We start from the raw sequence: 23,328 nt of genomic DNA on the forward strand, positions 1-23,328 counted from the left end.
GCAATAAAAATAATAGATAACACTGTGCCTGTCTTGTTCACAGGAGAATCATCATGTCGAAAACACATCACGTCGCGCTGGTCGCGGGCGCAACCGGCATTGTCGGTAGTGAGTTGGTAAAAACACTGCGTCAGCAGGATTGGCAGGTGATCGGCCTGACGCGCCAGCCTGCAATCTCAACGCAGAATATCCCTTTCATCCATGTCGATCTGCTGGATGCGCAGCACAGTGCACAGGCGCTGGCCCCGCTCAATCAGGTCACGCATATTTTCTACAGCGCCTGGCTGAATGCAGCCAACTGGCGTGAAATGGTCGAACCCAACGTGACCATGCTGCGCAATCTGGTGGTTAACATCGATAAAAGCGCGCCGTTGCGCAGCGTTAGTTTGATGCAGGGATACAAAGTGTATGGCGCGCATCTGGGAGCGTTCAAAACGCCCGCGCGTGAAAGCGATCCCGGCGTCGCGGGAGCCGAATTCAATGCGCAACAGCTGCGTTGGCTAAGTGACTTTCAGCGCGGTAAAAGCTGGCACTGGCACGCCTTGCGACCCGGTGTGGTCGGCAGCGCGGTACCCGGTAATGCCATGAACCTGGCGCTGAGCATCGCGCTCTACGCATCTCTGTGTAAATCTCAGGGATTACCGCTACGTTTTCCCGGTTCATCGCACGCCTGGCACAGCATGGTCGATCATACCGATGCGGGATTACTCGCGCAGGCCACGCTGTGGGCGGCCAATGCGCCCGGCGCGCGCAATCAGGCTTTCAACGTTAACAACGGCGATTTATGGCGCTGGAGTGAGCTGTGGCCTGCGATTGCCCGCTGGTTTGAACTGGAAAGCGCGCCGGCGGTGAATCTGTCGTTTTCTCAGCTGTTTCAGGATTACCGCGCGCTATGGCAAACCATCGCTATAGAACATCAGCTGATAGAGCCAGATATCTTGCAGCTGAATGATGGGCAGTTTGCCGATTTTGTTTTTGGCTGGGATTACGACATGTTTGGTGATGGCAGCAAATTACGGCGCGCAGGTTTTAACGGCTATCAGGCGACGGATGAGATGTTCTTTGCTCTGTTTGCGCAATTACGCGCAGCACGCATTATCCCTTAACGCTAACAGGGAAGCCTGTGCTCCCCTGTTATTACTTCATTAATGCAGAATGGTTTTGGAGAAAACCTGAATCACCACAATGCCTAACCCGATTAACATCAAGCCCGCCATTGCAGCGAAATCCAGTTTCTGGTTGTAGAAAAAATAAGACATGACCGACACCAAAAATATACCCATTCCGGCCCAGATAGAATAAGCAATGCCGACATTCATCTGTTTAACCACTTGAGATAATCCATAAAATGAAATGGCATAACCTATTACCACAACCACGCTGGGAATAAGGCGTGAGAATCCTTGCGAGGCCTTCATCATGGTTGTGGCAATCGTCTCAGCGACGATGGATATCGCCAGTATCACGTAAACATTATTCATAAAGCCCTCTTAAATGCCCGAGAGTAAACACGCGTTATAGCGTAGCGGTTAGAGGTTGTTTTTCCAACGGATTAAATCGCGCTTCAGTAACGTCAGACCAATCGCCACCACCATGATATCTTTAAAAATAAACGAATCGAGTCCGCCTAACTGCGGTAACAGGCTCAGCGTGACTAACCCGGTGAGAATCAACAATCCAGCGCCTATCATGCCTAAATCCGGACGTTTAAAACCCGCAATAAGCAGAATAACCGTGATGAGTTCAACCACACCAAGAAAATAGCTGCTGCCATGCAGGCCAGGGAAGTAGGGAAAAATACTCAGCCATGTTTTGGTAAAGATGGGTTCCAGAGCCTGAACTTCGAATTCAAACCACTTCGCCATACTAAAACCAGGAAATAATAATCACCGATAATCGCAATACCATCAGTTCTTTGCTCGCGTGGAAATAGACCACTCGTGAAATTCAGACTTGATTAGCTGTTGTCAAAATAAACTCTTCAGTGATTTATGCAGCCAGCTCAATAAGAAATGAGCTGGCATAAAGTCATGGTTCATGATCTCGATTACATCTCAACGCTGTCGTAATAGGTAGCGGGCGCTGACACATCTGCTGCGTCACGGGCCGTCCTCGCGCCGCCGGTCCGTCAGGCAGACGAGCGAAGTGAAGGTACCGCGCAAGCGGCGCGAGGACCGCCGGACCAAAAGTGACTTCGGCCTGCGCACTCGTCGCTGGCTTAACTGACAAACATGAGGCCATGTATTGTGATGTTAAAAACAGTCATATCTCCGCTTACTTAATCGCTATATACTCCGGTGTATATCGAATTCAGGAGCTTTTATGCATACCTCTTTTAAGCGGATTATTCTGGCGGGATTACTGACTTCTACCTCGTTGCATAGCTATGCCGGCCGCATCGTCACCGATCAAATTGGCCGTAAGGTGGAGATTCCGGACAAGATTGATCGCGTGGTGGTGCTGCAGCACCAAACTCTGAACCTGCTAGTGCAGCTCAACGCCACCGATAAAATCGTCGGGATTTTGGCAAACTGGAAACAGCAGCTAGGTGAGGGTTATGCGCAATTAGTGCCGGAACTGACGCACAAAGCGATGCTCGGTGATTTGACGCATGTCGATCTCGAAAAGCTGGTGGCGCTGCATCCGCAGGTGGTGTTTGTCACCAACTATGCGCCTAAAGAGATGATCGACCAGATTTCTGCCCTGGGCATTCCGGTACTGGCGATTTCACTGCGTCACGATGATGCAGGTCAGCAAGGCAAAATCAATCCCAGCATGCAGAATGAAGATCAGGCTTATGATCTCGGCATTAAGGAAGGCATTACGCTGATTGGCAATGTGGTTAACAAGCCAAAACAGGCGCAGGCGCTGATTAATGCCGCCTTTGCCGGGCGCAAAATGGTCAGCGACCGTCTGAAAAATCTGCCTGAGCAGCAGCGCGTGCGCGCCTATATGGCGAATCCCGACCTCACCACCTACGGCTCGGGCAAATATACTGGCTTGATGATGGCGCATGCGGGCGCATTGAATGTCGCTGCCGCGACCGTGCAGGGTTTCAAACAGGTCAGCATGGAACAAGTAGTGGCGTGGAACCCGCAAGTGATTTTCGTGCAGGATCGCTATCCCAACGTGGTGCAGGAGATCCAGCAGGATGCGCGCTGGCAAACCATTGATGCGGTGAAAAACCATCAGGTATGGCTAATGCCAGAATACGCCAAAGCGTGGGGCTATCCGATGCCAGAAGCGATTGGCCTCGGCGAACTGTGGATGGCGAAAAAGCTCTACCCGGAAAAATTCCGCGACATCAATATGCAACAACAAGCCGATCGCTGGTATCAGCGCTTCTACCGGACGCACTATCATGACCACGCTGTAGATTCTGGCGGCCGGTAGTTTGCGCGGCGTGGCCGGATCTGGTGGCGGCATTTATCTCTTCAGCCACAGCGCAGCTCATCTTGCACCAGCATGGTTTTGCATCAGCATGGTTTCCAATCTACGGTTTAAACCGCGATAGCCAACAACACCATGCACAACAGCAGAACATAGACACGCGCATGCCAGACATCAGGCACCGCCGGAATACAGCGTCGGGCGAACACGATCCCGATAAAACCGGCGACCACCAGCAGCAACAATATCTTCAGGCTGATAAAGCCGAGATAACCGCTGACGGGAATCTGCTGCCAGCCGCTGATGGCGTAAGTTATCGCGCCAAAAACGGCGACCGGCAGCGACAGCGGATTGGCCGCGCTGACGCAGTCGCGCATGGCATAACCATGACGCCGCAGCAGCGGCACGGTCATTACGCTGCCGCCAACGCCGAGCATGGCGGCGATCACACCAATCATTGTGCCGCCCGCGCTGACGGTCAACCGCGACAACCTTCGCGGTGCAGTGCGGCTAAAGAAGCCTTTCCGCAGCAGGCAATCAGCGATAGTCACCACCATGTAAAGCATAAACAGCCTGCGCACCCAAATGTCGCTCATCATGCCCGCCAGCCACGATCCCATCACCGCTCCGAGCGCGATAAACCCGATTAGCGGCAGTAAAATATCTGTATTTAATTTGCCAGCCCGCCAGTTTTGATAACTGGCCCAGCCGGCGTTGAAAATCATCACGGCGGTCGAGGTCGCCACCGCGATATGCATCGCCTGAGCCGCCAGTAACGGCTGCTGCAACAACAATTGATAGACAAACGGCACCACGACAAAACCGCCGCCAAAACCAAACAGCACCGTGGTGATGCCGGTAGCAAAACCCGCCAGCCCAATGATTAACAGCTCGTTCATCGTCTTTCTCTGCGTCATGAAAAGAGTGATGTAGCTTACGCAGCAAGCTGCCCACTTCCCATTTGTGCAGCGCTCATTTACCCTTGCAAATCAGTCAATTTGCGGTGGATGTCGGGGATGCGAAATAGCCACATTGATGAATACGACCATATTGATCGTGACGTGGTGGCGCTGGGCAATGACTACGCGCAGAGATTTGTGCTGCCAGAGCATCGCCATCGTCGCGCGCAGCTGCTGTATGGCGCAACGGGTTTGATGCACGTCGCAACGCAGGCGGGCGAATGGGTGGTACCGCCGCAGCATGCGGTGTGGATTCCGCCTGACACCGCGCACAGCGTTAAGTTTGTGGGTGTTTCTACGCGCAGTCTGTATATCGAGCCGGTTTGTGCGGCAGCTCTGCGTGAAAGCGATCGCTGTCGCGTCATCAGCGTCTCGCCGCTGCTGCGACAGCTATTGATTGAAGCCGTTGAATTACCGCTGTTATACGCATCCGATCGCGATAGAGCGCTGGTGCAGTTGCTGCTGCTTGAGTTAGCGGCGATGCCTGTAAGGGAATTTGATATTCCGCTGCCGCAACATCCGGCGCTGTTGGCGCAATGCCAGAACTTCTTACAAGCACCAACCATTCACGACCCGGCCGAACGTTGGGCCAGCACACTGTTTATGAGTCCCAGCACCTTCCGCCGCCATTTCCTGCAGCAGACCGGTTTGTCTTTTTCCGCCTGGCGACAGCGCGCCTGCGTGGTGACGGCGCTGGCGTGGCTGGTGGCGGGCAAATCCGTTAACGACGTGGCGCTCTCGCTCGGCTATGACAGCAGCTCCGCTTTCTCCACCATGTTCCGTCGCGTCACCGGTCAGGCGCCATCATTTTACATCGACCATAACTGAGCAAAGTTTCACCACTCATTTGGCGATTTCAGGCTGAAATCGGCTTTCTGAGGATACGATCTCATGCATAACACACTGAAAATAATCTAATTTCTTTTGAAACAGATACGTGTCGAAATTCAGGCGGTTAACTGCTGCTGCACCGCATCTAAAAACGCCCGCAGCGCCGCCGGTTGCCGTTCGCGTGACATGTAGAGGCCATAGATCGCCAGCGTTTTTGGCTGATAAGCCGGCAGCACGGTTTGTAGCTTTCCATTGTCGAGGGCGTGACGTGCCTCCATTTCCGGCACCATCGCTAAACCGCAACCGGCAATCGCCGCATCACACAACACCGACGAGATACCGGCGCTGAAATTCCCGTGCACTGCCGCTGAGAGGGTTTCGCCCTGCGCATCGGAAAACTGCCAGCTCTGCCCGGCGAAACGGCTGTAATGCAGGCAATTATGCTGTGCGAGATCGGCAGGCGTTTGCGGCGCACCACGCGCCTGCAGATAGCCAGGCGAGGCGCACACCACCGAAACACATTCGCCTAAACGTCGGGCAATGGCGCCAGGTTCGGGATCGTCGGTAATCCGCACCGCCACATCAATGCGTTCGCCGATTAAACTCACCGGTTGATTGTTGATCTCCAGTTCGATACGCACCGCCGGAAAACGCGCGAGAAATGCCGGAATTATCGGGCCCAGAATATGCGTGGCGGTGGAATGTGCGCAGGCGACGCGCAAGGTGCCGTGCGGTTCGCTATCCGCGCCCTGATCGGCAATCTCTTCAGCCAATCTCGCCAGCGCGCGCGATTTTTCGAGGATCTTCTCGCCAGCGGGCGTAATGGTCAGTTTGCGCGATGATCGGTGCAGCAAACGTGCACCGGCCCACTTCTCCATTTCATCCAGATAGCGGCTGACCATCGGCCGCGAAATATCCAATGCACGCGCCGCAGCACTTAAGCTGCCCAGCTCGCAAATGCGGTTAAACACCGTTGCCGCCGTGACTCTGTCCATGTGAGCTCCATCTGATCGTTTTATGAAACTGATCATATCCAGTTTCGGGAATTCTACCAGCCAGCAATTTCTCTACAATAAAGCCCTCAAAGACGGCGAGGTGCCGGATAAAGGAAAATTCGATGAAAATGAAAACGTTGACGCTGGCATTGACCTTTACCGCCCTGCCGGCCTTCGCTGCGCCGCTGAATTTAGACGTGTATAACCCGCAGGAGAACGGCATTTTCCCGGTCTCTTCGACGCTGGTTTCTGGTCCGCATGAAGCGATACTGTTTGATGCGCAGTTCAGCACCAAAGACGGCGAGAAGCTGGTGCAGATGATCAATGCCAGCGGCAAGAAGCTGACGCAGATTGTTATTACCTCCGGCGATCCTGATTTCTATTTTGGTCTGGAACCGATTGTAAAAGCGTTCCCGCAGGTGAAGATCGTGGCAACGCCGGAGGTGGTACAACACATCGAAGCCAGTAAAGCCGCCAAGCTGGCATATTGGGGGCCGCAGATGAAGGACGGCGCACCAAAGCAGCTGTATGTTCCGCAGGTTACGCATGCCACGACGTTTAAAATTGATGGTGAAACGCTGGAACTGCGTCACGCCAATGATTACGCGGCTTACGTGTGGATCCCGGCGAACAAAGCGATTCTCGGCGGCACCGGCGTGGCTTCCGGCATTCACGTCTGGACCGCCGATACGCAAACGCCTGCCATTCGTCAGCGGTGGCGCAATGTGCTGAGCGAGATGCAAAAGCTGCAACCTAAGCAAGTGATTCCGGGCCATTATCTCGGCGAGCGCCCGGCGGGCGATGCGGCTGTTAGCTTTACCCTGAACTATCTGCAAACCTTTGAGAAAACGCTGCAGCAGCACAAAGGTTCCGCGCAGGTGATCGAGACCATGAAAGCCGCTTATCCGCATCTGCCGGAGGAGAGTTCATTGGATTTGAGCGCCAAAGTGAATACCGGCGAGATGAAGTGGTAAATAATGTTTCAGTGAGTGTGGTCGCCATAAATGGCGACCAGCATCGCAGCAGTAAATCGAGCAAATACAAAGCGCGTTTGATTTGATAGGATTTTGGCCCGAATTTGCGAAATAAGGTGGCGGGTCATGCCCCAAAAAAAGGCGACGCTGATTGGCATGCTGGCCATTCTGCTGTGGAGCGCGATTGTAGGACTGATTAAAAATGTCAGCGAAGGATTCGGCGCGGTAGGCGGCGCGGCGCTTATCTACAGCGCCAGCGCTATTATGCTGATTTTCACCGTAGGCTTGCCAAAGTTGCGCACTTTTCCGCGCAGCTATTTGATTATCGGCAGCGTGCTGTTCGTCTGTTATGAACTCTGCCTGTCACTCTCATTAGGCTTTACCCACAGCGGCCGCCAGGCGATTGAAGTTGGCATGGTCAATTATCTGTGGCCAAGTTTGACCATTGTTTTCGCGGTGATAGTCAATCGACAAAAAACCCATCCGCTGATTATTCCGGGTGTGTTGCTGGCGGTTGCCGGCATTTGTCGCGTGTTGGGCGGCGACCAAGGTTTTTCATTCAGCGAAATCACCCATAACGTGATGGATAATCCGTGGAGTTACGGCCTGGCGCTGAGCGGCGCGATTATCTGGGCGGTGTACTGTGTGGTAACCAAAAAAATTGCTGACGGCAACAATGGGATAACGCTGTTCTTTATCCTGACTGCGCTGACGCTGTGGCTGAAGTTTTTGCTCTCACCGCAGCCGCCGTTTGTGTTATCCGCTGAGGTTTGCATCAGTCTGGCGCTTGCTGCGATGGCGATGGGCTTTGGCTATGCCGCATGGAATGTCGGCATACTGCATGGCAACGTGACCCTTTTGGCCGCTGCGTCCTACTTCATTCCGATCATCTCTTCGATTCTCGCCGCCTTTATTCTGCGCTCGCATTTGACCGTCTCCTTCTGGCAAGGTACCGCGATGGTCAGCCTGGGATCGCTGATGTGCTGGTGGTCAACGCGCGTGCAGCAAGCATAATGCTTATCCTTAGAACAAAATTAACTCGTTAATCCTTTCCTGCACAGATGGCGATCTGTTGCTATTATAGCGACGCAACACACAGCAATGCGTTGCTACGAGAATTTCAGATTGGTAACCTTTACCTCGCCCGCGCTTAGCGGGCTTTTTTTTTGCCGGTTATAAATAACGCGGCTTTTCGGTGCGGAAGCCGAGGCCAATCAAGCGGCCGAACAGATGGCGCAGGAACGGAAAACGGCTGATGATCTGCGGCACTTTGCTTGGTGTGCTGCGTTTGCGCTTGTTGCTGCTCATTTTGATTTGCAGGAATTGGGTGGCGACGGTTGGGAACTGGCGGCGCTGCTGCACTTTTTGCAGATCGTGCAAGGCTACATTGCCCTGCTGCAGCGGTTTGGTCAGCATATTGGCTGCGGCCACCGCATCCTGAATCGCCAGATTAACCCCCACGCCGCCAATCGGCGACATGGCATGCGCAGCATCACCGATACAGAGCACGCCAGGTTTCATCCAGCGATCGAGGCGGTCAATGCGAATCGACAACAGCTTAAGTTTGTCCCACTCATCAACTTCCGCCATGCGCTCTGCACTGAACGGAGCCACCTGCGCCATGGTGCTTTTTAGCGCGTCCAATCCCGCCAGCTTTAACTCGTCGAACTGATTTTTCTGAATGGTGTAGCCGCACTGCCAGTAATCACCACGATCGATAACGATAAAGTTTTGCTTCGGACCTTTATGACCCATGCCGAGTTGCGGATCGTCGGGATGTTTCTCAAGCCGAAACCACAATACATCGCGTGGCGCACCAAAGCTTTTTCCGGTTAATCCGGCTTTGGCTTTGACCTGCGAATTGCGGCCATCCGCACCTACCACTAAAGCGGTGCGTATGATGTGACACTCGTTACCCTGTAACGTTTTTACGCCACTGATTACGCCATTTTCATAAATAAAGTCATTAAATTCGGTGGATTGCAGCAGGGTAAACCCCGGAAATTCGGCGGCTTTTTTAGCGAGAAAATTGAGGAAATCCCACTGCGGCATAAAGGCGATAAAGCGGCACTCAACCGGTAGACGTGAGAAATCGGCCATGGTGATCTCTTCACCCGCCACTTCCGCCTGCAGCTTCTCCGCGCGCTGGTGCGGCAAGGTTAGCAGCTCATCGAGCAATCCCAGCTGGCGCATGATCTCCAGCGTTGAGGGATGAATGGTGTCGCCACGAAAATCGCGCAGGAAGTCGGGGTGTTTTTCAATAACCACGGCGCGTAAGCCCGCGCGCGCCAGTAAATAGCCCAGCATTAATCCCGCCGGGCCGCCGCCAACGATACAACAATCCGCGCTTATCGCGTTTTCCTGTGCTACCTGCATCCTCTGCCTCACGCCAAAAATGATAATCGTTATCATTTATAGCATAACCTTGCGCTAATGTGATGAAACGAACGTCGAGGCCTGATGCGCCGGCGGCACGGCAAAGTTACGCTGCATGCGTTTGATCTCCTCGGCCGGCGGTAAACCGAACAGGCGTTTGAACTCACGATTAAACTGCGAGGCGCTTTCATAGCCCACCGCATGACAGGCCGCAGCCGCCGTCATCTCCTGACGCACCATCAACATGCGCGCCTGATGCAATCGCACCGACTTCACATACTGCATCGGCGGCTGATTGGTGATGCTTTTAAAATGGGTGTGAAAAGTGGGCACGCTCATGCCCGCCAGCGACGCGAGTTGTCCCAGCGTTAGCGGCTGCGCATAGTGCGCGTGAATGTGGCTCAGCGCTTTGCCCACTTTGCCAAATTGGCCTTGCAAGGTTAACGCCGCTCGCAGCGCGCTGCCCTGCGCACCGGTCAGCACGCGATAATAGAGTTCACGCACCAGCGCTGGACCCAGCATCTTCGCATCCAGCGGATGATTTAGCGTTGTGAGAAAGCGCAACACCGTCTCGCGCAACGTCTGATCCATGGGGCTCGACATCATGCTCTGCGCCGCCTGGCTCTCAAACGCCACATCTTGCTGCTCCAGCTGCAACAGCAATTCTGTCGCCACGCTGAAATCGAGATGCAGGTAAATCGCCAGCAGCGGATGTTCCGCCGATGCCGCGGTTTCCATGGTAAAAGGTACCGGCACCGCAACCGCCAGATAGTGCTGCTCATCGTAGAGATAAACCTGATCGCCAAAGAAGCCGCGTTTCGATCCCTGACAAACAATCACGATGCCCGGGTCGTACAGCACCGGCGTACGCGCCAGCGGCCGATCGGAACGCAGGATGCGTACGTCCGGCAGCGCGGTGAGGTTGTAACCTTCCTGCGGCGCTAACGTTTTAAGCAGTTTTACGGTTTGCTGCTGGAGCGTTTCTTTCATCGAATAACATCACATTCATAATATTAGGCAAGCATTACACAAGATAAGGCCTTATGGCCGTTTCAGCGCCAGAATATTATGCATCCTCTACTTTTTTGAGGAGAAACTGCAAATGTCCAACGTTAAAACATTATTCATCACTGGTGTCAGCAGCGGATTTGGCCGCGCGCTGGCACAGGTTGCGTTAAATCGTGGCTATCGCGTAGTCGGTACGGTGCGCAATGCTACGGCAAAAGCCGAGTTTGAAAATTTGCATGCGGAAAATGCCTTCGCCTATGAATTGGATGTCACCCATTTCGCCGCCATTGAGGCGGTAATTGCCGATGTTGAAACTCACGTTGGCCCAATTGATGTGCTGGTGAACAACGCCGGTTACGGTCACGAAGGCGTGATGGAGGAATCATCACTGGACGAGATGCGCCGCCAGTTTGACGTCAACGTGTTTGGCGCGGTGGCGATGATTAAAGCGCTGCTGCCCTTTATGCGCCAGCGCCGTCAGGGCCACATTCTCAACATCACCTCGATGGGCGGTTTTATCACCCTGCCCGGCATCAGCTATTACTGCGGCAGCAAGTTTGCGCTGGAAGGGATTTCGGAAACCCTGAGCAAAGAGCTGGCGCCGTTCAATATTCATGTGACCGCCGTCGCACCCGGATCGTTTCGCACCGATTGGGCCGGGCGTTCGATGGTGCGCAGCGCACGCAGCATCGCCGATTATGATGCGCTGTTCGATCCGATTCGACAGGCGCGTGAAGAGAAGAGTGGCAAACAGTTGGGCGATCCGTTTAAAGCCGCCAGCGCGATGCTCGATGTGATCGAAAGCAGCAATCCACCCGCGCATCTATTGCTGGGCAGCGATGCTTTGGCATTGGTGCGGCAGAAGATGGAATCATTCAGCGCGGAGATTGATCGCTGGGAAGCACTGACGCGATCGACGGATGGCTGATGGAATAATTGCGGTGATATTCAGGTGCGCATGAATGCGCACCCTATAAAATCTCGCCACGCTGACATTCATGGCGACCGGTTTACCCTCAACTGACAGGCATTATTGCAGCACTTCCAACCCCTTTCGCTCGATAAGATTGAGCAATCGCAGTGCTGCTCCGTTAGGTTTTTTCTCTTCTCGTTCCCACTTCACTACCGTCCCCACTGACATGCCGACGTAGGCGGCCAGCATCGCCTGGCTCAGATTATAACGTTGACGTAACTGATTTATTTCATCTCCCGACATCATATGCAGGACAGGTAGCGAAGCGCGCAATTCACGCAATCTCACACGAGAATCAATTTTTTCTTTTAGCTCATCGGTGACCACGCCAATTTCATTAAAATCCTTGGCGATCTCTTGTAAATCTTTCAGATGATTAACCATCACATTTTACCTCACGCATCTTGCCAGTATTGATGGCTACTTTTGCTTTTTCTGATGTCATTTCAAACAGTTGTTTGGCCACTTCCTTGTAGAGAGCGAGATCAGATTCAGATATCTCTCGACCACTACTTTTGAATGCAGATTTAGCATAGCCGTTGACGAAAAAAAGATGTTTTTCAGTTTTAAAGGCTACAACCGCCCGGGCCCCGCCACTTTTTCCAGCAACTAAAGGAATGCGCTTCTTGTAAACTCCCCTGCCGAAACTGGCTTCATAAATCCCTGCCATGACTTCCAGCGCCGCTTTGCATAATTTTGCACTATTGATAGCGTCACCTTTGGTGTTTCTATCGAATGGCTTTAAGACATAAATTGCCATGTGTTCCCTCCGTTCTTAATGAGGACTCTCCTTGTCCTGGCATGAAAACCTATTGTACTAAGTGCAATACATATACTCAAGAATAGCCTTCATCACTGAGCATTGTATGAAATACACTCAACCTCCCTGACCTGTTCCTTAAGTGATTGTTAACAATAAATTAGCACTTTTGGCCAAATGACTACGCTACTGATTCGCCATATTCCTGTACATATTAATTAAACTTGTATAAGTTTGATGGCTAAAGTTATACGTCAACCTTGAGGATGGAACCATGCGTCAGGATCGTAACTTTTCCACAGCGTCGGAAGCTATTGCACGCTACTTCAAAGAAGCCTCTTTGCCTTCGCAGCAGGAAACGCTGGGGCAGATTGTGGTTGAAATCTTACGTTCAGGACGGACGTTAAGCCGTAAAACACTATGCACCAAGCTGCTGTGCCGTATGGAGCAAGCACGCGGTACTGAAGCGGAAATTCACTATCAGCAATTAATTGGCCTGATGTTTTCCGTAGAACGAGAAGCCTAAATCAGGCGCCGCTGGCCTGAGAATTAACCAAGTGGTTTCCGCCTCATTCAGCTACTGGTTAGACTGAATCCACTTCGTTATTTGCCGCAGGTCTGCCGCGGTAATCAGAGAGAATATATGTACAGAAGTGATGAAGAACGGCTCACCGACATCATCATGGGCGATGCGATTTTACAGTTGCTGAAAAAATCCGGCCCGGTTTCTACTCGCGCACTGCTTGATAAATTGCGCGTGATGGCTTCGATTGAACGCGATCCGCCGCGCCAGCAAGCGCTGAGCCGTGCGATGTCGGAAGTGATGAATCATATCGAAACCCCGCAGCAGAGCGGAATAGCGATCAAAAACACCGATAACGTGACGCATATTTTCCGCAATCGTGACGGTTCAGGTAATGGAACCAAGCACTAAACGTTGGGCGAATGCTGGTTGATCCTCGTTCGCCCTTTTGTTTTTCAATGTAAACACATCACGCTTGTTTTCTTCGCGCGCCACACTGGACCGGAAGGATCGCCTTTCGCCGAGAGCAGCCTCCTGACTTAGCTTATTCCTGAAATGCAGATGGATGCATTGCAAGATCGGATATTGGTGAAGCGTTATCCTAATAAACTTACATCAACTCAATACCAAAACGCTTGAGCAGCGTGGCCCAAAGCAGAAATAGCAAGATTGTGAGTACGCAACTCGCGATCAACGTCGGCCAGAATCCGAGGCGTTGATAGAGAAATGGAAAGGCGACAAACATCGGCAAGGTCGGCACCACATACCAGAAGGTGTACCACGCGTGACTGGCAATTTTGGCCTGACTTTGGCCTTCCAGCTTCATCCAGATCAGCACCAGCACCGTCACCAAAGGCAGTGCGGCAATCAGCCCGCCAAGGCGATCGCTACGCTTAGCCACTTCAGATATCAGCACTACCATGCCAGCGGTTATGGCGTATTTGGCGATGAGCCAGAGCATCCGACTCTCCTTCCTGCTTCAGGCGATTAATGCCGAATCGCACATCCGCACTGCGACATTTCGCCCGGCACATGTTTGCCGTGATGCGAATGGCGCACCTGCATTTCGCCCTGCTGCCAGGCGTTACTGGTATCGGCACGGTTTTCCAGTAAACGATTCAGCGCTTCGGCCACCAGCAAATCCCGTCGCTGCGCCCAACTGGTGAGATGCCAGGTTGACGCGCGCGCCTCATCGACATCATCAAAACCCACCACCGCAACATGTGCGCCTTGCGCGAAGTCGCGCACCGCTTGTAACGCGCCGAACGCCAACACATCGCTTTCGCAAAACAGCGCATTGATGCGCTCGGCAGCGCGCGTTTTCTTCAAATACGCCATCATTGCCTGATAAGCCAGTTCGCGATCGTTGCCACCGGCAGAGAGCTCGATATTCAGTTCTTTCTGTTCAGCTTGCAGGCTAGCGACAAAACCGTCCATCTGGCGCGCGGGCGCGCTATTTTCCTGACTGTGCATAAAGCCGAAACGTTGATGACCTTGCGACAGCAACAGCAATCCCATCTCTTCGCCTGCGTCATAACCATCCGCAATCACAACGTTAGCATCCGCGCTGGCGCTGTGGCTGAGATGAACCGTTGTCGTCTGCGGCAGAATATCGGCCGCCACACTCAGTTCATCGCTAAACAGCGAAGTCAGAAAAACCAAGCCGCCAACAGGAAGTTGAGCCGCATTACGCAGCGCGCTTTGAAAACTTTCGCGGGAATTCGCATTCAGCAGCAGCGTAATAAAACCACGCTCATTCAACTGGCGCGTGACTTCATTAAGCAGCTTTACGGTGTTGGGATTGATGAACTCATCGCTGACAATGCCGACGATATTAGAATTAACGGCCATGAAATGACTCTCCTGCAACTTAGCGTGCGGTAATTATTTGTAGGTAACAAAGTTAAGCATTCCACGTTACCCGAATAATCCGCGAGCGCCAATCGCTGGTAGCGCTGAGCACGCAATGCGCCATGATAAATTCTCATTCGCTAAAGTTATTAGACCTAAGTGAGAAACAGAAGGATAAATATGAAAGCATTGACTATGCGTATTGCTAGGCCTGCAACTAACCTGACTGAAAGTCGCGATATGTATTGCCGCGGCTTAGGTTTAAATGAGATTGGAACGTTTGAAGATCATGCTGGATTTAACGGCGTTATGCTGGGATATCCCGGCTTGCCGTGGCATCTGGAATTCACCCATTGCAGTGAGCATCCGATTAAACCGCGTCCATCTGAAGAGGATTTGATGGTGATTTATCTACCAGACCACGATGAATGGCAGCAAACCTGCCATAAGATGATTGCGGCTGGCTTTGCCCGCGTCACATCATATAATCCTTATTGGGAGCAGCAAGGCCAGACGTTTCAGGACCATGATGGATACCAGACGGTGATTCAATGTCAACAATGGGCTCAATCATAATCCTCTTTTCCAGGTGCGTATAAATGTGCACCCTACGAAAATCTCGGCTGCAGGGTCGCCATTCATGAATGGCGACCATCCCAAGAGCGTGCAAAATCACGTTTGCTCTCCACTACGCCTCCAGCAAAATCGCGAATCCACCATAGATCATACGCTTACCATCGAACGGCATATTCTCGCCCATCTCTTTCATACGCGGATCGGACATCATTTTGGCATTGGCGGCGTCACGTACTTCCTGCGATGGGTATTCGATCCAGCTGAACACCACCGTTTCGCCCTCTTCGGCTTTTACCGCGCGATAAAAATCGGTCTGCGTGCCTTCGGGAACATCGTCTGCCCAGCACTCGACAACACGCGTGGCGCCAAACTCTTTAAACAGCGGCGCGGCTTTAGCCGCCATGGCACGATAATCCTCCTTATTAGCTTCCGGCACCGCTACGACAAAACCATCTACATACGACATAGCTCGTTACTCCGTCGTCATTTGCGCGGTCAGTAATAACCGCGCATTAATTGTATAAATGATGTGCAACCCGAGCCGAAACAGAGATGAAAATTTGCGCGCTTACTCGCAGATTCTGCGCGCGCCAGACGATTTACGTTACACTGACGCCTTTGATCGTTACGTCACCGAGAAATCTATGCGCATCACCATTGAACCGGCCGATCAGCCGTTTATTCACCGTTTGTTGGGTGAAGAGATTGAGAGTATTGACACCGCATCCACCGATGCCACGTTATTACAGCAGGCGCTACACAGCGCACGACAGCAGAAGAATCACGAAGCCGACCTCGACTGGCGCCGCAACGCGCTGTTTCTGCTACTGTTTGTATTTTTATATGCCGCACTCGGTGCGTCGTTAACGCTGGATCTCACGCCGCAGGCATCGAGCCATAAAAGCCTCGCTTACGCGCTGGAAGCGGTGCCGGTACTGATTGCTTTTTCTGGTTTATTCATCTCGCTGCTGTACGTATTTCTGACTCGCAGCGGCGCTCGACGCTTGCGTAACTGGGAACAGGGAATTTTTGTGCTGGAGAAATACAGCGGCGTGAATTTCAGTCGGCAAATTAATGAAATGGGATCACGCACCACGAATTATTCGCAATCGGCAATTAACGTTGCGCTGGCGCTGTTTATTTGTGTGACCTGGGTGGTGATGTATAACTATTTCACTTTCACCACCAGCGGCGTGATTGGCAGCGTGATTTCACTGTTCATCACCACCATGACCTACGTGATTCTGGATATTCAGCTGCTGAAATCTAATTCATCCATCGCTATTGATGAACCGCTGATTCCAGTTGAAGACGAAAAAGAGAAGCCATAAGGATCTCAATGTGCGACATCCCTGTCGCACATATTTCGCTAGAGTTCTTCGCCGTTGCTGGCGATGACCCGGCGATACCAGTCAAAACTCTTCTTCTTTGAGCGGGAAAAATCTCCGCTACCATCATCGTTTTTATTTACGTGAATAAAACCATAGCGCTTACTGTATTGGCCGGTGGTGAAAGATACGCAGTCAATACATCCCCAAGGGGTATATCCCATAAGATCGACGCCATCTTCGGTCACGGCTTTCTTCATCTGTTCAATATGCGCCCGCAGATAATCGATGCGGTAGTCATCATTGATCTCGCCTTTTTCATCCATTTTGTCGATGGCACCAAAACCGTTTTCCACCACGAATAGCGGCTTTTCGTAACGCTCATAAAGAATATTCAGCACATAACGCAGCCCGACCGGATCGATCTGCCAGCCCCAATCTGAGGCTTTAACGTGCGGGTTCGGTACGCTGCCCTCGAAGCCTGAAAGCGCCGTCCCGCTGCCGGCATTTTCTTTACTGACCGCATTACTCATGTAATAGCTCAGCCCGATATAATCGGCACAGCCTTCCCGTAGGATCTGCGCATCATCGGCTTCCATTGCAATGTGGTATCCCTTGCGTTGCCATTCATTGAGAATATAAGCCGGATAATGACCGCGCATGTGCACGTCACTGAATAGGAATCGCTCCCTCATCGCTTCCTGAGCATACATCACGTCATCCGGATGACAGGAAAACGGATAGAGCGGCACCATGGCGATCATGCATCCAATTTGTAGTGCAGGATTAATTTCATGTCCCAACTTCACCACTTGAGCACTCGCCACAAATTGATGGTGCAGAACCTGATACATGCACTCTTCAGGATTAGGCTCGTGGGTGAAAATAACGCCCGAGCAGCAATAACCAAACAGCGGGGTTTTCCAGTTGCGCTGATTATTAATTTCGTTGAAGGTCATCCAGTATTTTACTTTGTGCTGGAAGCGTTCAATAACTACCGCGCTGAAGCGGACAAAGAAGTCCAAAACCTTTCTGCTTTTCCAGCCGCCATATTCGGTGACCAGGAGGTTTGGCATCTCAAAATGGGACAGCGTAATTACCGGTTCAATCCCGTATTTCAGCAGCTCATCGAATAGCGCATCGTAAAAACGCAACCCCTCTTCGTTCGGCTCGGCTTCATCGCCGCGTGGAAAAATACGCGACCAAGCAATTGAGGTGCGGAAGCAGCGGAAGCCCATTTCTGCCAACAGCGCGATATCCTCAGGATAGCGATGGTAAAAGTCTGATGCCTCGTGATTGGCATAAAAGCAGTCATCCTGAATGCCGGCGGTGATGACGCGATCAACACCGTGCGCCCCGCTGGTCAGGACATCGACTATGCTCGGGCCTTTACCGCCTTTATCCCAGGCTCCCTCGACCTGATGAGCGGCAACAGCGCCGCCCCACATGAAATTTTCTGGAAATGGCTTATTCATAATCTGTATCTCTATTTATCAGAGGGTGCCAGGCTGCGGCACAGAGCGAACGTCAGGTTGGCTGTTTTCTTTGAATCCCGCGACCCAGGAGAAAACCATGCCCAATATGAAGGCGACGAATATGGATACCAGGAAGCCGAGGAACTGCGTCATGTGCCCCTCTTTAAAGAACACCGGCAGGACGGCAATGCCGGGAATGCAGTAACTCCTTGAAACCGCGTTGAAAGCCCCGGCGATCATGCCGCCGGCAGCGCCCGCCAGGCAGCCACAAATCATCGGTCGTTTAAGACGCAGAGCCACACCGTAAATGGCGGGTTCAGTGATGCCGAACAGCGCCGTTACACCCGCAGAGAGCGCCATGCGCTTAAGCTCAGCGTCTTTCGCCTTCAGGTATACGCCCAGCACCGCGCCCGCCATACCGAATACCGCGGAGGCTTGCAGTCCGGTAAAGGTGTCGTAGCCCAGGGTGGCATAGTTACCGACGGTCACTGGCGTGATGCCCCAATGCACGCCCAAGGTAACCAGTGGCATCCACAAGGCACCAACCACAAATCCGGCAATGGCAGGGCTGAGATGATAAAGGGTGTTATAGACGCCACCGATGGCGCCGCCGATCATATTACCGATCGGACCGAATGCCAGAAGCGTGAACGGAACCATGATGGCGAGGCAGAACATGGGCGTGAACAGGTTGCGTATCACCATCGGAAGCAGGCGCTCGAAGAAACGCTGTACATACGACATGCCCCACACCATCAAAATAATGGGGATTACCGACGAGGTGTAACTTAAATACTCTACCGGCAGCCCCATAAAGGTTAGCGGCGCGGCATCAAGCGGAATGCCAGCGATCTGCACCATTACCTTTGAAATCTCGGGATTTTCGACCGCGCCCTTCATCAAAGCCTGCACTGCGGGATCGGCTGAGTTAGCGTTAAGGATTTTGTTGGCCGTCAACATATTCAGATAATCCGGCGACACCAGCGCGCAGGCGGAGATAACCGCTGTGAACGGATTGACATTGAATTTTTTGGCGGCGGTAAACGCCACCATCACGGGCAGGAAGGTAAAGCCGGTCCACGAAACGAAGTTAAGGATGCGATAAGTGCCGCTTGCCGGATCCATCAGGTCGATGGCGGTCAGCAGCGAGATGATGCCCTGAAGCACACCGCAGGCTGCCAGCGGATAGAGAAAAGGCGCAAATATGCTGGAGATGATATCCATAATGCGGCTAACCATACCGACACTAGGCGGTGGTACCGCTGTACTTTCGTCGAAAGTGAGTAGATTCTGCACTTCGCGGTAAGCATCACCAACGTGATTACCAATCACCACCTGCATCTGGCCGCTGGCCTGCATCGCGGTGATAACGCCTTTTACCCGCTTTAGTGATTCAACCTCGACCAGAGAATAATCTTTCAGCACAAACCTCAGACGTGTAGCGCAATGTGTCACACTTATCACATTATTATCGCTACCTATCAGTCTAACGATCTCTTTCGCAGAATCCGCATAATCTATTGCCATGGTTTTCTTCCATTGCCAGAGGGAATTCAGTCCATCAGGAGCGGACTAATTCAGGCAATGTTAGAAAATCATCCCGGCAATGTCACGAGGTCACAATATGTTATAACGGGTCGCTAATTACAAAAATGTCACACCGCGTGACATATCGCTGAGATTATTCACCACCAGCTTTCTGCCTATCGATTCAAGAATAAAAATGACCGGAACCTGAGTGGTAATATCGTATTCGCTTTCAATCAAAATGCGAGAAACATGGTAAGGAACAATAAAGTCAGAAAGTTTTGCCAGTGTTGAATCCGGGTTGCAGGTAATAGAAATCACTTTGCACTTGTGAATAACAAACTGCCTGGCAAGCTTCAATATTTCGGGAGTTTCGCCAGAGACTGAAAGCACGATAGCTACTGAACTCTGCACCATATCGGTACTCACCGGATAATAGGGATCATCAATGTGATTACTGAACTTACCCACATTAGAGAAGAAACGCGCACCATACCTGCCAAGCGTGCCAGAGCTGCCTGCGCCAGCAAAGAATACCCGTTCGGCATCACGAATGTATTGAGCCGCCTGGTTGATCATCTCATCAAATTCATCGTTTCTGATGCTTTTAAAAAAGGTCAATATTTCCTCAGCTCCATGAGGAATCAGTAATGTGCTATTTTTGTTCAGGTGCAACTTCATACTGGCTTTGAGTTCTGAGTAACCTTTGAAGTCCATTTTTTTACAGAATCTCAGAACAGTCGCGGTAGATACGCCAGAATTATCAGCTAGCTCTCTTATCGTCATATAAATAACGGCATTGATGTTTTTAATAATGTAATTATGCACGCTGCTTTCGAGGGCATTTAAGGTTGATAGTTTTCTGGCGTTAAACATCTATTCAAACATCCTGACGATTCAATTATGACGCTTATCATGTCACAAACCGTGACATCTGAGGGATGTTTAACGAGTAAACCCGCGCGGCAAACCAAAAGAAATTGTATTAATTGTGATAGCTCGCACAATTTGGATCAAGCATGGCGGAATGCATATTAGTTTTCCAGCGCAGTAAGGATCGTCGCTTCCATTTTTTCTGGTTTGGTGATCGGTGCAAATCGCTTGATCGGTTTGCCGTCGCGTCCGATCAGAAACTTAGTAAAGTTCCATTTGATCCGCCCGCCCAACACACCGGGTAATTCGGCTTTCAGGTAGCGAAATACGGGGTGCGTTGCGGCGCCGTTAACTTCGACTTTATCGAACATCGGGAAGCTCACACCGTAGTTGATGAGGCAGGTCTGCGCGATATCATCGGCTCCGCCAGGTTCCTGCTTGCCAAACTGATTGCAGGGGAAACCCAATATCATCAGCCCATTGTCCGCGTACTTCTTGTAGAGCGCTTCAAGGCCTGCATATTGAGGAGTAAATCCACAATGGCTGGCGGTATTCACCACCAGAACCAGCTTCCCGGCGTAATCGGCCATAGAGATGGGCTGGCCTCGCAAGCTGATGGCATTAAGTTGATGAAAGGTGGTCATGTATCAATCCTCAGAGCAGAATCAGTTCGGCATTAAAGACGGTGCTTTAATCAGCGGCCTCTGCGCCTTATTCTATGATTAAAGCGCCTGCGATTCATGTTAGACGTGATGTGTGAAAAGTCATGACTACCGCACCAAGAAGTAATAAACCACTCAAGCCGAAAGCACTTTGCCAACCCAGACTGTCGAAAATCAAACCCCCAACGGTTGATCCAAGCGCAATGGAGAGTTGGATGACAGCAACCATCAGACCACCACCTGCCTCTGCATCTTCGGGTAGCGTCCGCGCGAGCCATGTCCACCATCCGGTTGGCGCGGCTGTCGCAAGCATTCCCCACAGGCTCAGCAAAACGGCAACGGTTACTCTGGAAGCGTCATTTCTCTATTATCCGCACCGCAATGTGTCACCCACTTTGCGCGCGGCTATTGATACATTGAGAATTTAAATGATTTTCAATGGAAAATATGTATACCTGTCAATATCATCATCTCTCTCATTCGCCCACTGTTAATTAATCCTGAAGTAAATAAAGGCTTCTTAGCAACCTGAAACTTTAATCAGCATTGGCACTCTCCCTCCCGACGTTTTCTGGAAATCGATTAAACACCAGCAAATACACGTATTTTTGCTGTTTGGCCGTGCATAATTTGACATGTTGGGAAGCGGCGCAAAAAGCAGATTTTGCTCTGGTATCAACAGCCTGAATAACCATGTTGAATTCAGATCTTATCTGAAAAACCATAGCCTTACATAAACTAAATACTTTTTCATCCTCTTAATAACGAGGACATTTAAATTAATTCTGTTAATTTTTTGCACTCGCCAGCAGGGGGAAGAATGAAGATTATCGTCGGTGGAAACGGCTACCCGGAAAAGAGAAACATCATTACAGACCCTGCAAATCGCTATCTGGATTACCGTCCCAGAAATATCTGGACCTGGATCAACGTTATAAGGCGGCGCTTATTGCATAAAAATAAACTCTTTATTTTTCGTCCGCTGCCTCTGATGTCTTCAGGTGATGCGGACATTATCCACCTTTTTAACGAAGTTTCTTCGGGGCCAGGCGACTGGGTAGCGACCTTTGAAACCGAACTGCCCCGTGTTCTTCCCGTTGAGGGAATACCCAAATTTGCCAACCCCGAGCTGGCGCGGGAACTCCGGTACGTCTGCTCTCCGCGCTGCAAAGGTATCATCGCTATCTCAGAAGCCACACGTCAGATCCAACTGCGGCTGCTGGAACATTTCCCCAGGGAGCAGGCTATCATCGGGCCCAAACTGCACGTACTGCATCCCCCGCAGCCGGTACTGCAGGAAAAAAATGCTCTGGTTGAAAGAGGTCCGCTGAATTTTACCTTCGTGGGCAAGGAGTTCTATCGCAAAGGAGGGGCAGAAGTTGTGCTAGCCTTTAGCCAGTTATTAAGGGAAAACCTGATAAGTGTGAACGACGTACGCGTAAATCTGGTTGGTGATCCTGGCAAAACGCATAACGTGGCTCACCAGGCGTTCCAGGATGATGACGCATTTAGAAGAAGCGTGGAGGATACACTTCGTGAATGCCCTCTATTCCAGCACTATACGTCGCTGACCAACGACGCGGTACTGGCGTTGATTAAGACCTCTGATGTCGGGCTGCTGCCCACATGGCAGGAGACATACGGCTTTTCCGTTCTGGAAATGCAGGCCTGCGGCTGCCCGGTAATAACGACGAATGTCAGAGCCTTGCCGGAAATCAATCCGGAAAATGCCGGCTGGCTGATTCGCTGTCCACTGAATAGCATGTCGGAGCTGACGGTTGGATCGCTCAACGATAAAGCCGCACTGAGAAGCACCATCGTTTCTCAGTTAAAAGCCCATATTTTACATATCTTAAGCGACAGAAAAATTGTCAAAGTGCGCGCTATACAGTCAGTCGCTCGCATACGTAATGAACACGATCCTGTGGAGTTCAGAAATTACCTGAGTGCGATATACAGGGGGTTTTGAGCCAGACAAATAAAGAAATTAACCGTTTTCTGTATGGGTATTGTTCACATTGCTCATACGGATAACCTGCCCTCCCAACATTTCGGGCATTCTTAACTGGAAAACAGACCTTTCCGCCACTATCATCAGCTCACTTATTCACCCACTGATAACTAAGGAGGATTACTATGCCACTGTGTGAATTGTTTATTTACTCACACTTCTACAGTAATTGGCCGCGTTCAGGCATTTCCGCACTCGTGCTGCGATAATCCGTCCTGAGCGAAGTTAACTGAAAA

Annotated in this window: 26 protein-coding genes and 2 pseudogenes; 12 read left to right on the forward strand and 16 right to left on the reverse strand. The window is 51.5% G+C overall.

The window, feature by feature from the left end:
• The first annotated feature begins 53 nt into the window (after positions 1 to 53).
• Complete coding sequence (locus PO881_RS20130; protein ID WP_192413110.1) at positions 54 to 1,106, forward strand: SDR family oxidoreductase; 1,053 nt, start codon at positions 54 to 56, stop codon at positions 1,104 to 1,106.
• A 39-nt stretch (positions 1,107 to 1,145) separates the two neighbouring features.
• On the opposite strand, the gene PO881_RS20135 is transcribed toward PO881_RS20130, so the two are convergent.
• Positions 1,146 to 1,481, reverse strand: coding sequence for an SMR family transporter (locus tag PO881_RS20135; protein ID WP_008106908.1), 336 nt, complete (start codon positions 1,479 to 1,481; stop codon positions 1,146 to 1,148).
• Positions 1,482 to 1,529: 48 nt separating this feature from the next.
• Positions 1,530 to 1,865: a DUF417 family protein gene (locus tag PO881_RS20140; protein WP_309837481.1), complete on the reverse strand. Its 336-nt coding sequence runs from the start codon at positions 1,863 to 1,865 to the stop codon at positions 1,530 to 1,532.
• Between the two features lie 457 nt (positions 1,866 to 2,322).
• On the opposite strand from PO881_RS20140, the gene PO881_RS20145 reads away from it, so the two are divergent.
• Positions 2,323 to 3,393, forward strand: coding sequence for an ABC transporter substrate-binding protein (locus tag PO881_RS20145; protein ID WP_280173180.1), 1,071 nt, complete (start codon positions 2,323 to 2,325; stop codon positions 3,391 to 3,393).
• A gap of 107 nt (positions 3,394 to 3,500) precedes the next feature.
• Here the strand turns inward: PO881_RS20145 and PO881_RS20150 are convergent, their stop codons facing one another.
• On the reverse strand, positions 3,501 to 4,289 hold the full coding sequence (locus PO881_RS20150) for a sulfite exporter TauE/SafE family protein (protein ID WP_280173181.1): 789 nt from the start codon (positions 4,287 to 4,289) through the stop codon (positions 3,501 to 3,503).
• Between the two features lie 117 nt (positions 4,290 to 4,406).
• Here PO881_RS20150 and PO881_RS20155 point away from each other — a divergent pair, with 117 nt between their 5' ends.
• Positions 4,407 to 5,177 carry a helix-turn-helix transcriptional regulator gene (locus tag PO881_RS20155; protein WP_280173182.1) on the forward strand — a complete coding sequence of 257 codons (771 nt, stop codon included), beginning with the start codon at positions 4,407 to 4,409 and terminating at the stop codon, positions 5,175 to 5,177.
• A gap of 119 nt (positions 5,178 to 5,296) precedes the next feature.
• Here the strand turns inward: PO881_RS20155 and PO881_RS20160 are convergent, their stop codons facing one another.
• Positions 5,297 to 6,175 (reverse strand): LysR family transcriptional regulator, encoded by an 879-nt coding sequence (locus PO881_RS20160; RefSeq protein WP_280173183.1) that lies wholly within the window; start codon positions 6,173 to 6,175, stop codon positions 5,297 to 5,299.
• Between the two features lie 122 nt (positions 6,176 to 6,297).
• On the opposite strand from PO881_RS20160, the gene PO881_RS20165 reads away from it, so the two are divergent.
• A complete protein-coding gene (locus tag PO881_RS20165; RefSeq protein ID WP_280173184.1) occupies positions 6,298 to 7,149 on the forward strand; it encodes a Vmh family MBL fold metallo-hydrolase in 852 nt (283 codons plus the stop codon).
• Positions 7,150 to 7,275: 126 nt separating this feature from the next.
• Positions 7,276 to 8,163, forward strand: a complete 888-nt coding sequence (gene yddG, locus PO881_RS20170) for an aromatic amino acid DMT transporter YddG (RefSeq protein WP_192413124.1) — start codon at positions 7,276 to 7,278, stop codon at positions 8,161 to 8,163.
• A 159-nt stretch (positions 8,164 to 8,322) separates the two neighbouring features.
• Here yddG and PO881_RS20175 read toward each other — a convergent pair whose 3' ends face one another.
• Both PO881_RS20175 and PO881_RS20180 read right to left on the reverse strand, forming a co-directional pair.
• Complete coding sequence (locus tag PO881_RS20175) at positions 8,323 to 9,525, reverse strand: FAD-dependent oxidoreductase (RefSeq protein WP_192413126.1); 1,203 nt, start codon at positions 9,523 to 9,525, stop codon at positions 8,323 to 8,325.
• A 54-nt stretch (positions 9,526 to 9,579) separates the two neighbouring features.
• Positions 9,580 to 10,515: an AraC family transcriptional regulator gene (locus PO881_RS20180; RefSeq protein WP_192413128.1), complete on the reverse strand. Its 936-nt coding sequence runs from the start codon at positions 10,513 to 10,515 to the stop codon at positions 9,580 to 9,582.
• A gap of 112 nt (positions 10,516 to 10,627) precedes the next feature.
• Between PO881_RS20180 and PO881_RS20185 the strand changes: the two genes are divergently transcribed.
• Complete coding sequence (locus PO881_RS20185) at positions 10,628 to 11,461, forward strand: oxidoreductase (RefSeq protein WP_192413130.1); 834 nt, start codon at positions 10,628 to 10,630, stop codon at positions 11,459 to 11,461.
• A 102-nt stretch (positions 11,462 to 11,563) separates the two neighbouring features.
• On the opposite strand, the gene PO881_RS20190 is transcribed toward PO881_RS20185, so the two are convergent.
• Both PO881_RS20190 and PO881_RS20195 read right to left on the reverse strand, forming a co-directional pair.
• Entirely contained in the window at positions 11,564 to 11,890 is a 327-nt protein-coding gene (locus tag PO881_RS20190) for a helix-turn-helix domain-containing protein (RefSeq protein ID WP_101761582.1), read from the reverse strand.
• Positions 11,883 to 12,266 carry a type II toxin-antitoxin system RelE/ParE family toxin gene (locus PO881_RS20195; RefSeq protein WP_280173185.1) on the reverse strand — a complete coding sequence of 128 codons (384 nt, stop codon included), beginning with the start codon at positions 12,264 to 12,266 and terminating at the stop codon, positions 11,883 to 11,885. Before PO881_RS20195 ends, PO881_RS20190 begins: the two co-directional genes overlap by 8 nt.
• 274 nt (positions 12,267 to 12,540) lie before the next feature.
• On the opposite strand from PO881_RS20195, the gene ycgZ reads away from it, so the two are divergent.
• Positions 12,541 to 12,792, forward strand: coding sequence for a regulatory protein YcgZ (ycgZ, locus tag PO881_RS20200; protein WP_110866812.1), 252 nt, complete (start codon positions 12,541 to 12,543; stop codon positions 12,790 to 12,792).
• Positions 12,793 to 12,909: 117 nt separating this feature from the next.
• Positions 12,910 to 13,200 (forward strand): hypothetical protein, encoded by a 291-nt coding sequence (locus tag PO881_RS20205; RefSeq protein ID WP_101761585.1) that lies wholly within the window; start codon positions 12,910 to 12,912, stop codon positions 13,198 to 13,200.
• A 199-nt stretch (positions 13,201 to 13,399) separates the two neighbouring features.
• On the opposite strand, the gene PO881_RS20210 is transcribed toward PO881_RS20205, so the two are convergent.
• Both PO881_RS20210 and PO881_RS20215 read right to left on the reverse strand, forming a co-directional pair.
• Positions 13,400 to 13,750, reverse strand: coding sequence for a DUF3147 family protein (locus PO881_RS20210; RefSeq protein ID WP_008102074.1), 351 nt, complete (start codon positions 13,748 to 13,750; stop codon positions 13,400 to 13,402).
• Positions 13,751 to 13,776: 26 nt separating this feature from the next.
• Positions 13,777 to 14,640 (reverse strand): substrate-binding domain-containing protein, encoded by an 864-nt coding sequence (locus PO881_RS20215; protein ID WP_280173186.1) that lies wholly within the window; start codon positions 14,638 to 14,640, stop codon positions 13,777 to 13,779.
• Positions 14,641 to 14,820: 180 nt separating this feature from the next.
• Between PO881_RS20215 and PO881_RS20220 the strand changes: the two genes are divergently transcribed.
• Positions 14,821 to 15,216 (forward strand): VOC family protein, encoded by a 396-nt coding sequence (locus tag PO881_RS20220; protein WP_192413135.1) that lies wholly within the window; start codon positions 14,821 to 14,823, stop codon positions 15,214 to 15,216.
• 112 nt (positions 15,217 to 15,328) lie between these two features.
• On the opposite strand, the gene PO881_RS20225 is transcribed toward PO881_RS20220, so the two are convergent.
• Positions 15,329 to 15,682, reverse strand: coding sequence for a DUF1428 domain-containing protein (locus PO881_RS20225; protein ID WP_192234707.1), 354 nt, complete (start codon positions 15,680 to 15,682; stop codon positions 15,329 to 15,331).
• A gap of 178 nt (positions 15,683 to 15,860) precedes the next feature.
• On the opposite strand from PO881_RS20225, the gene PO881_RS20230 reads away from it, so the two are divergent.
• Positions 15,861 to 16,547 (forward strand): hypothetical protein, encoded by a 687-nt coding sequence (locus tag PO881_RS20230; RefSeq protein ID WP_110866982.1) that lies wholly within the window; start codon positions 15,861 to 15,863, stop codon positions 16,545 to 16,547.
• A 38-nt stretch (positions 16,548 to 16,585) separates the two neighbouring features.
• Here the strand turns inward: PO881_RS20230 and PO881_RS20235 are convergent, their stop codons facing one another.
• The 5 genes and pseudogenes from PO881_RS20235 to PO881_RS20255 all read right to left on the reverse strand — a co-directional run.
• Positions 16,586 to 18,022, reverse strand: a complete 1,437-nt coding sequence (locus PO881_RS20235) for a 6-phospho-beta-glucosidase (protein WP_280173323.1) — start codon at positions 18,020 to 18,022, stop codon at positions 16,586 to 16,588.
• A 15-nt stretch (positions 18,023 to 18,037) separates the two neighbouring features.
• On the reverse strand, positions 18,038 to 19,546 hold the full coding sequence (locus PO881_RS20240; protein WP_280173187.1) for a PTS transporter subunit EIIC: 1,509 nt from the start codon (positions 19,544 to 19,546) through the stop codon (positions 18,038 to 18,040).
• 117 nt (positions 19,547 to 19,663) lie between these two features.
• Positions 19,664 to 20,422, reverse strand: a complete 759-nt coding sequence (locus PO881_RS20245; protein ID WP_192413137.1) for a MurR/RpiR family transcriptional regulator — start codon at positions 20,420 to 20,422, stop codon at positions 19,664 to 19,666.
• Positions 20,423 to 20,580: 158 nt separating this feature from the next.
• Entirely contained in the window at positions 20,581 to 21,063 is a 483-nt protein-coding gene (locus PO881_RS20250; protein WP_280173188.1) for a glutathione peroxidase, read from the reverse strand.
• Between the two features lie 94 nt (positions 21,064 to 21,157).
• Positions 21,158 to 21,421, reverse strand: a pseudogene (locus PO881_RS20255) (MFS transporter); the annotation flags it as partial.
• Between the two features lie 7 nt (positions 21,422 to 21,428).
• On the opposite strand from PO881_RS20255, the pseudogene PO881_RS20260 reads away from it, so the two are divergent.
• Both PO881_RS20260 and PO881_RS20265 read left to right on the forward strand, forming a co-directional pair.
• Positions 21,429 to 21,509 (forward strand): annotated as a pseudogene (locus PO881_RS20260) (hypothetical protein); the annotation flags it as partial.
• A gap of 392 nt (positions 21,510 to 21,901) precedes the next feature.
• Positions 21,902 to 23,050, forward strand: a complete 1,149-nt coding sequence (locus tag PO881_RS20265) for a glycosyltransferase family 4 protein (protein ID WP_280173189.1) — start codon at positions 21,902 to 21,904, stop codon at positions 23,048 to 23,050.
• Positions 23,051 to 23,328 lie beyond the last annotated feature (278 nt).

This window comes from Pantoea sp. SS70 (genome assembly GCF_029866845.1).
Classification (GTDB): Bacteria; Pseudomonadota; Gammaproteobacteria; order Enterobacterales; family Enterobacteriaceae; genus Pantoea; species Pantoea leporis.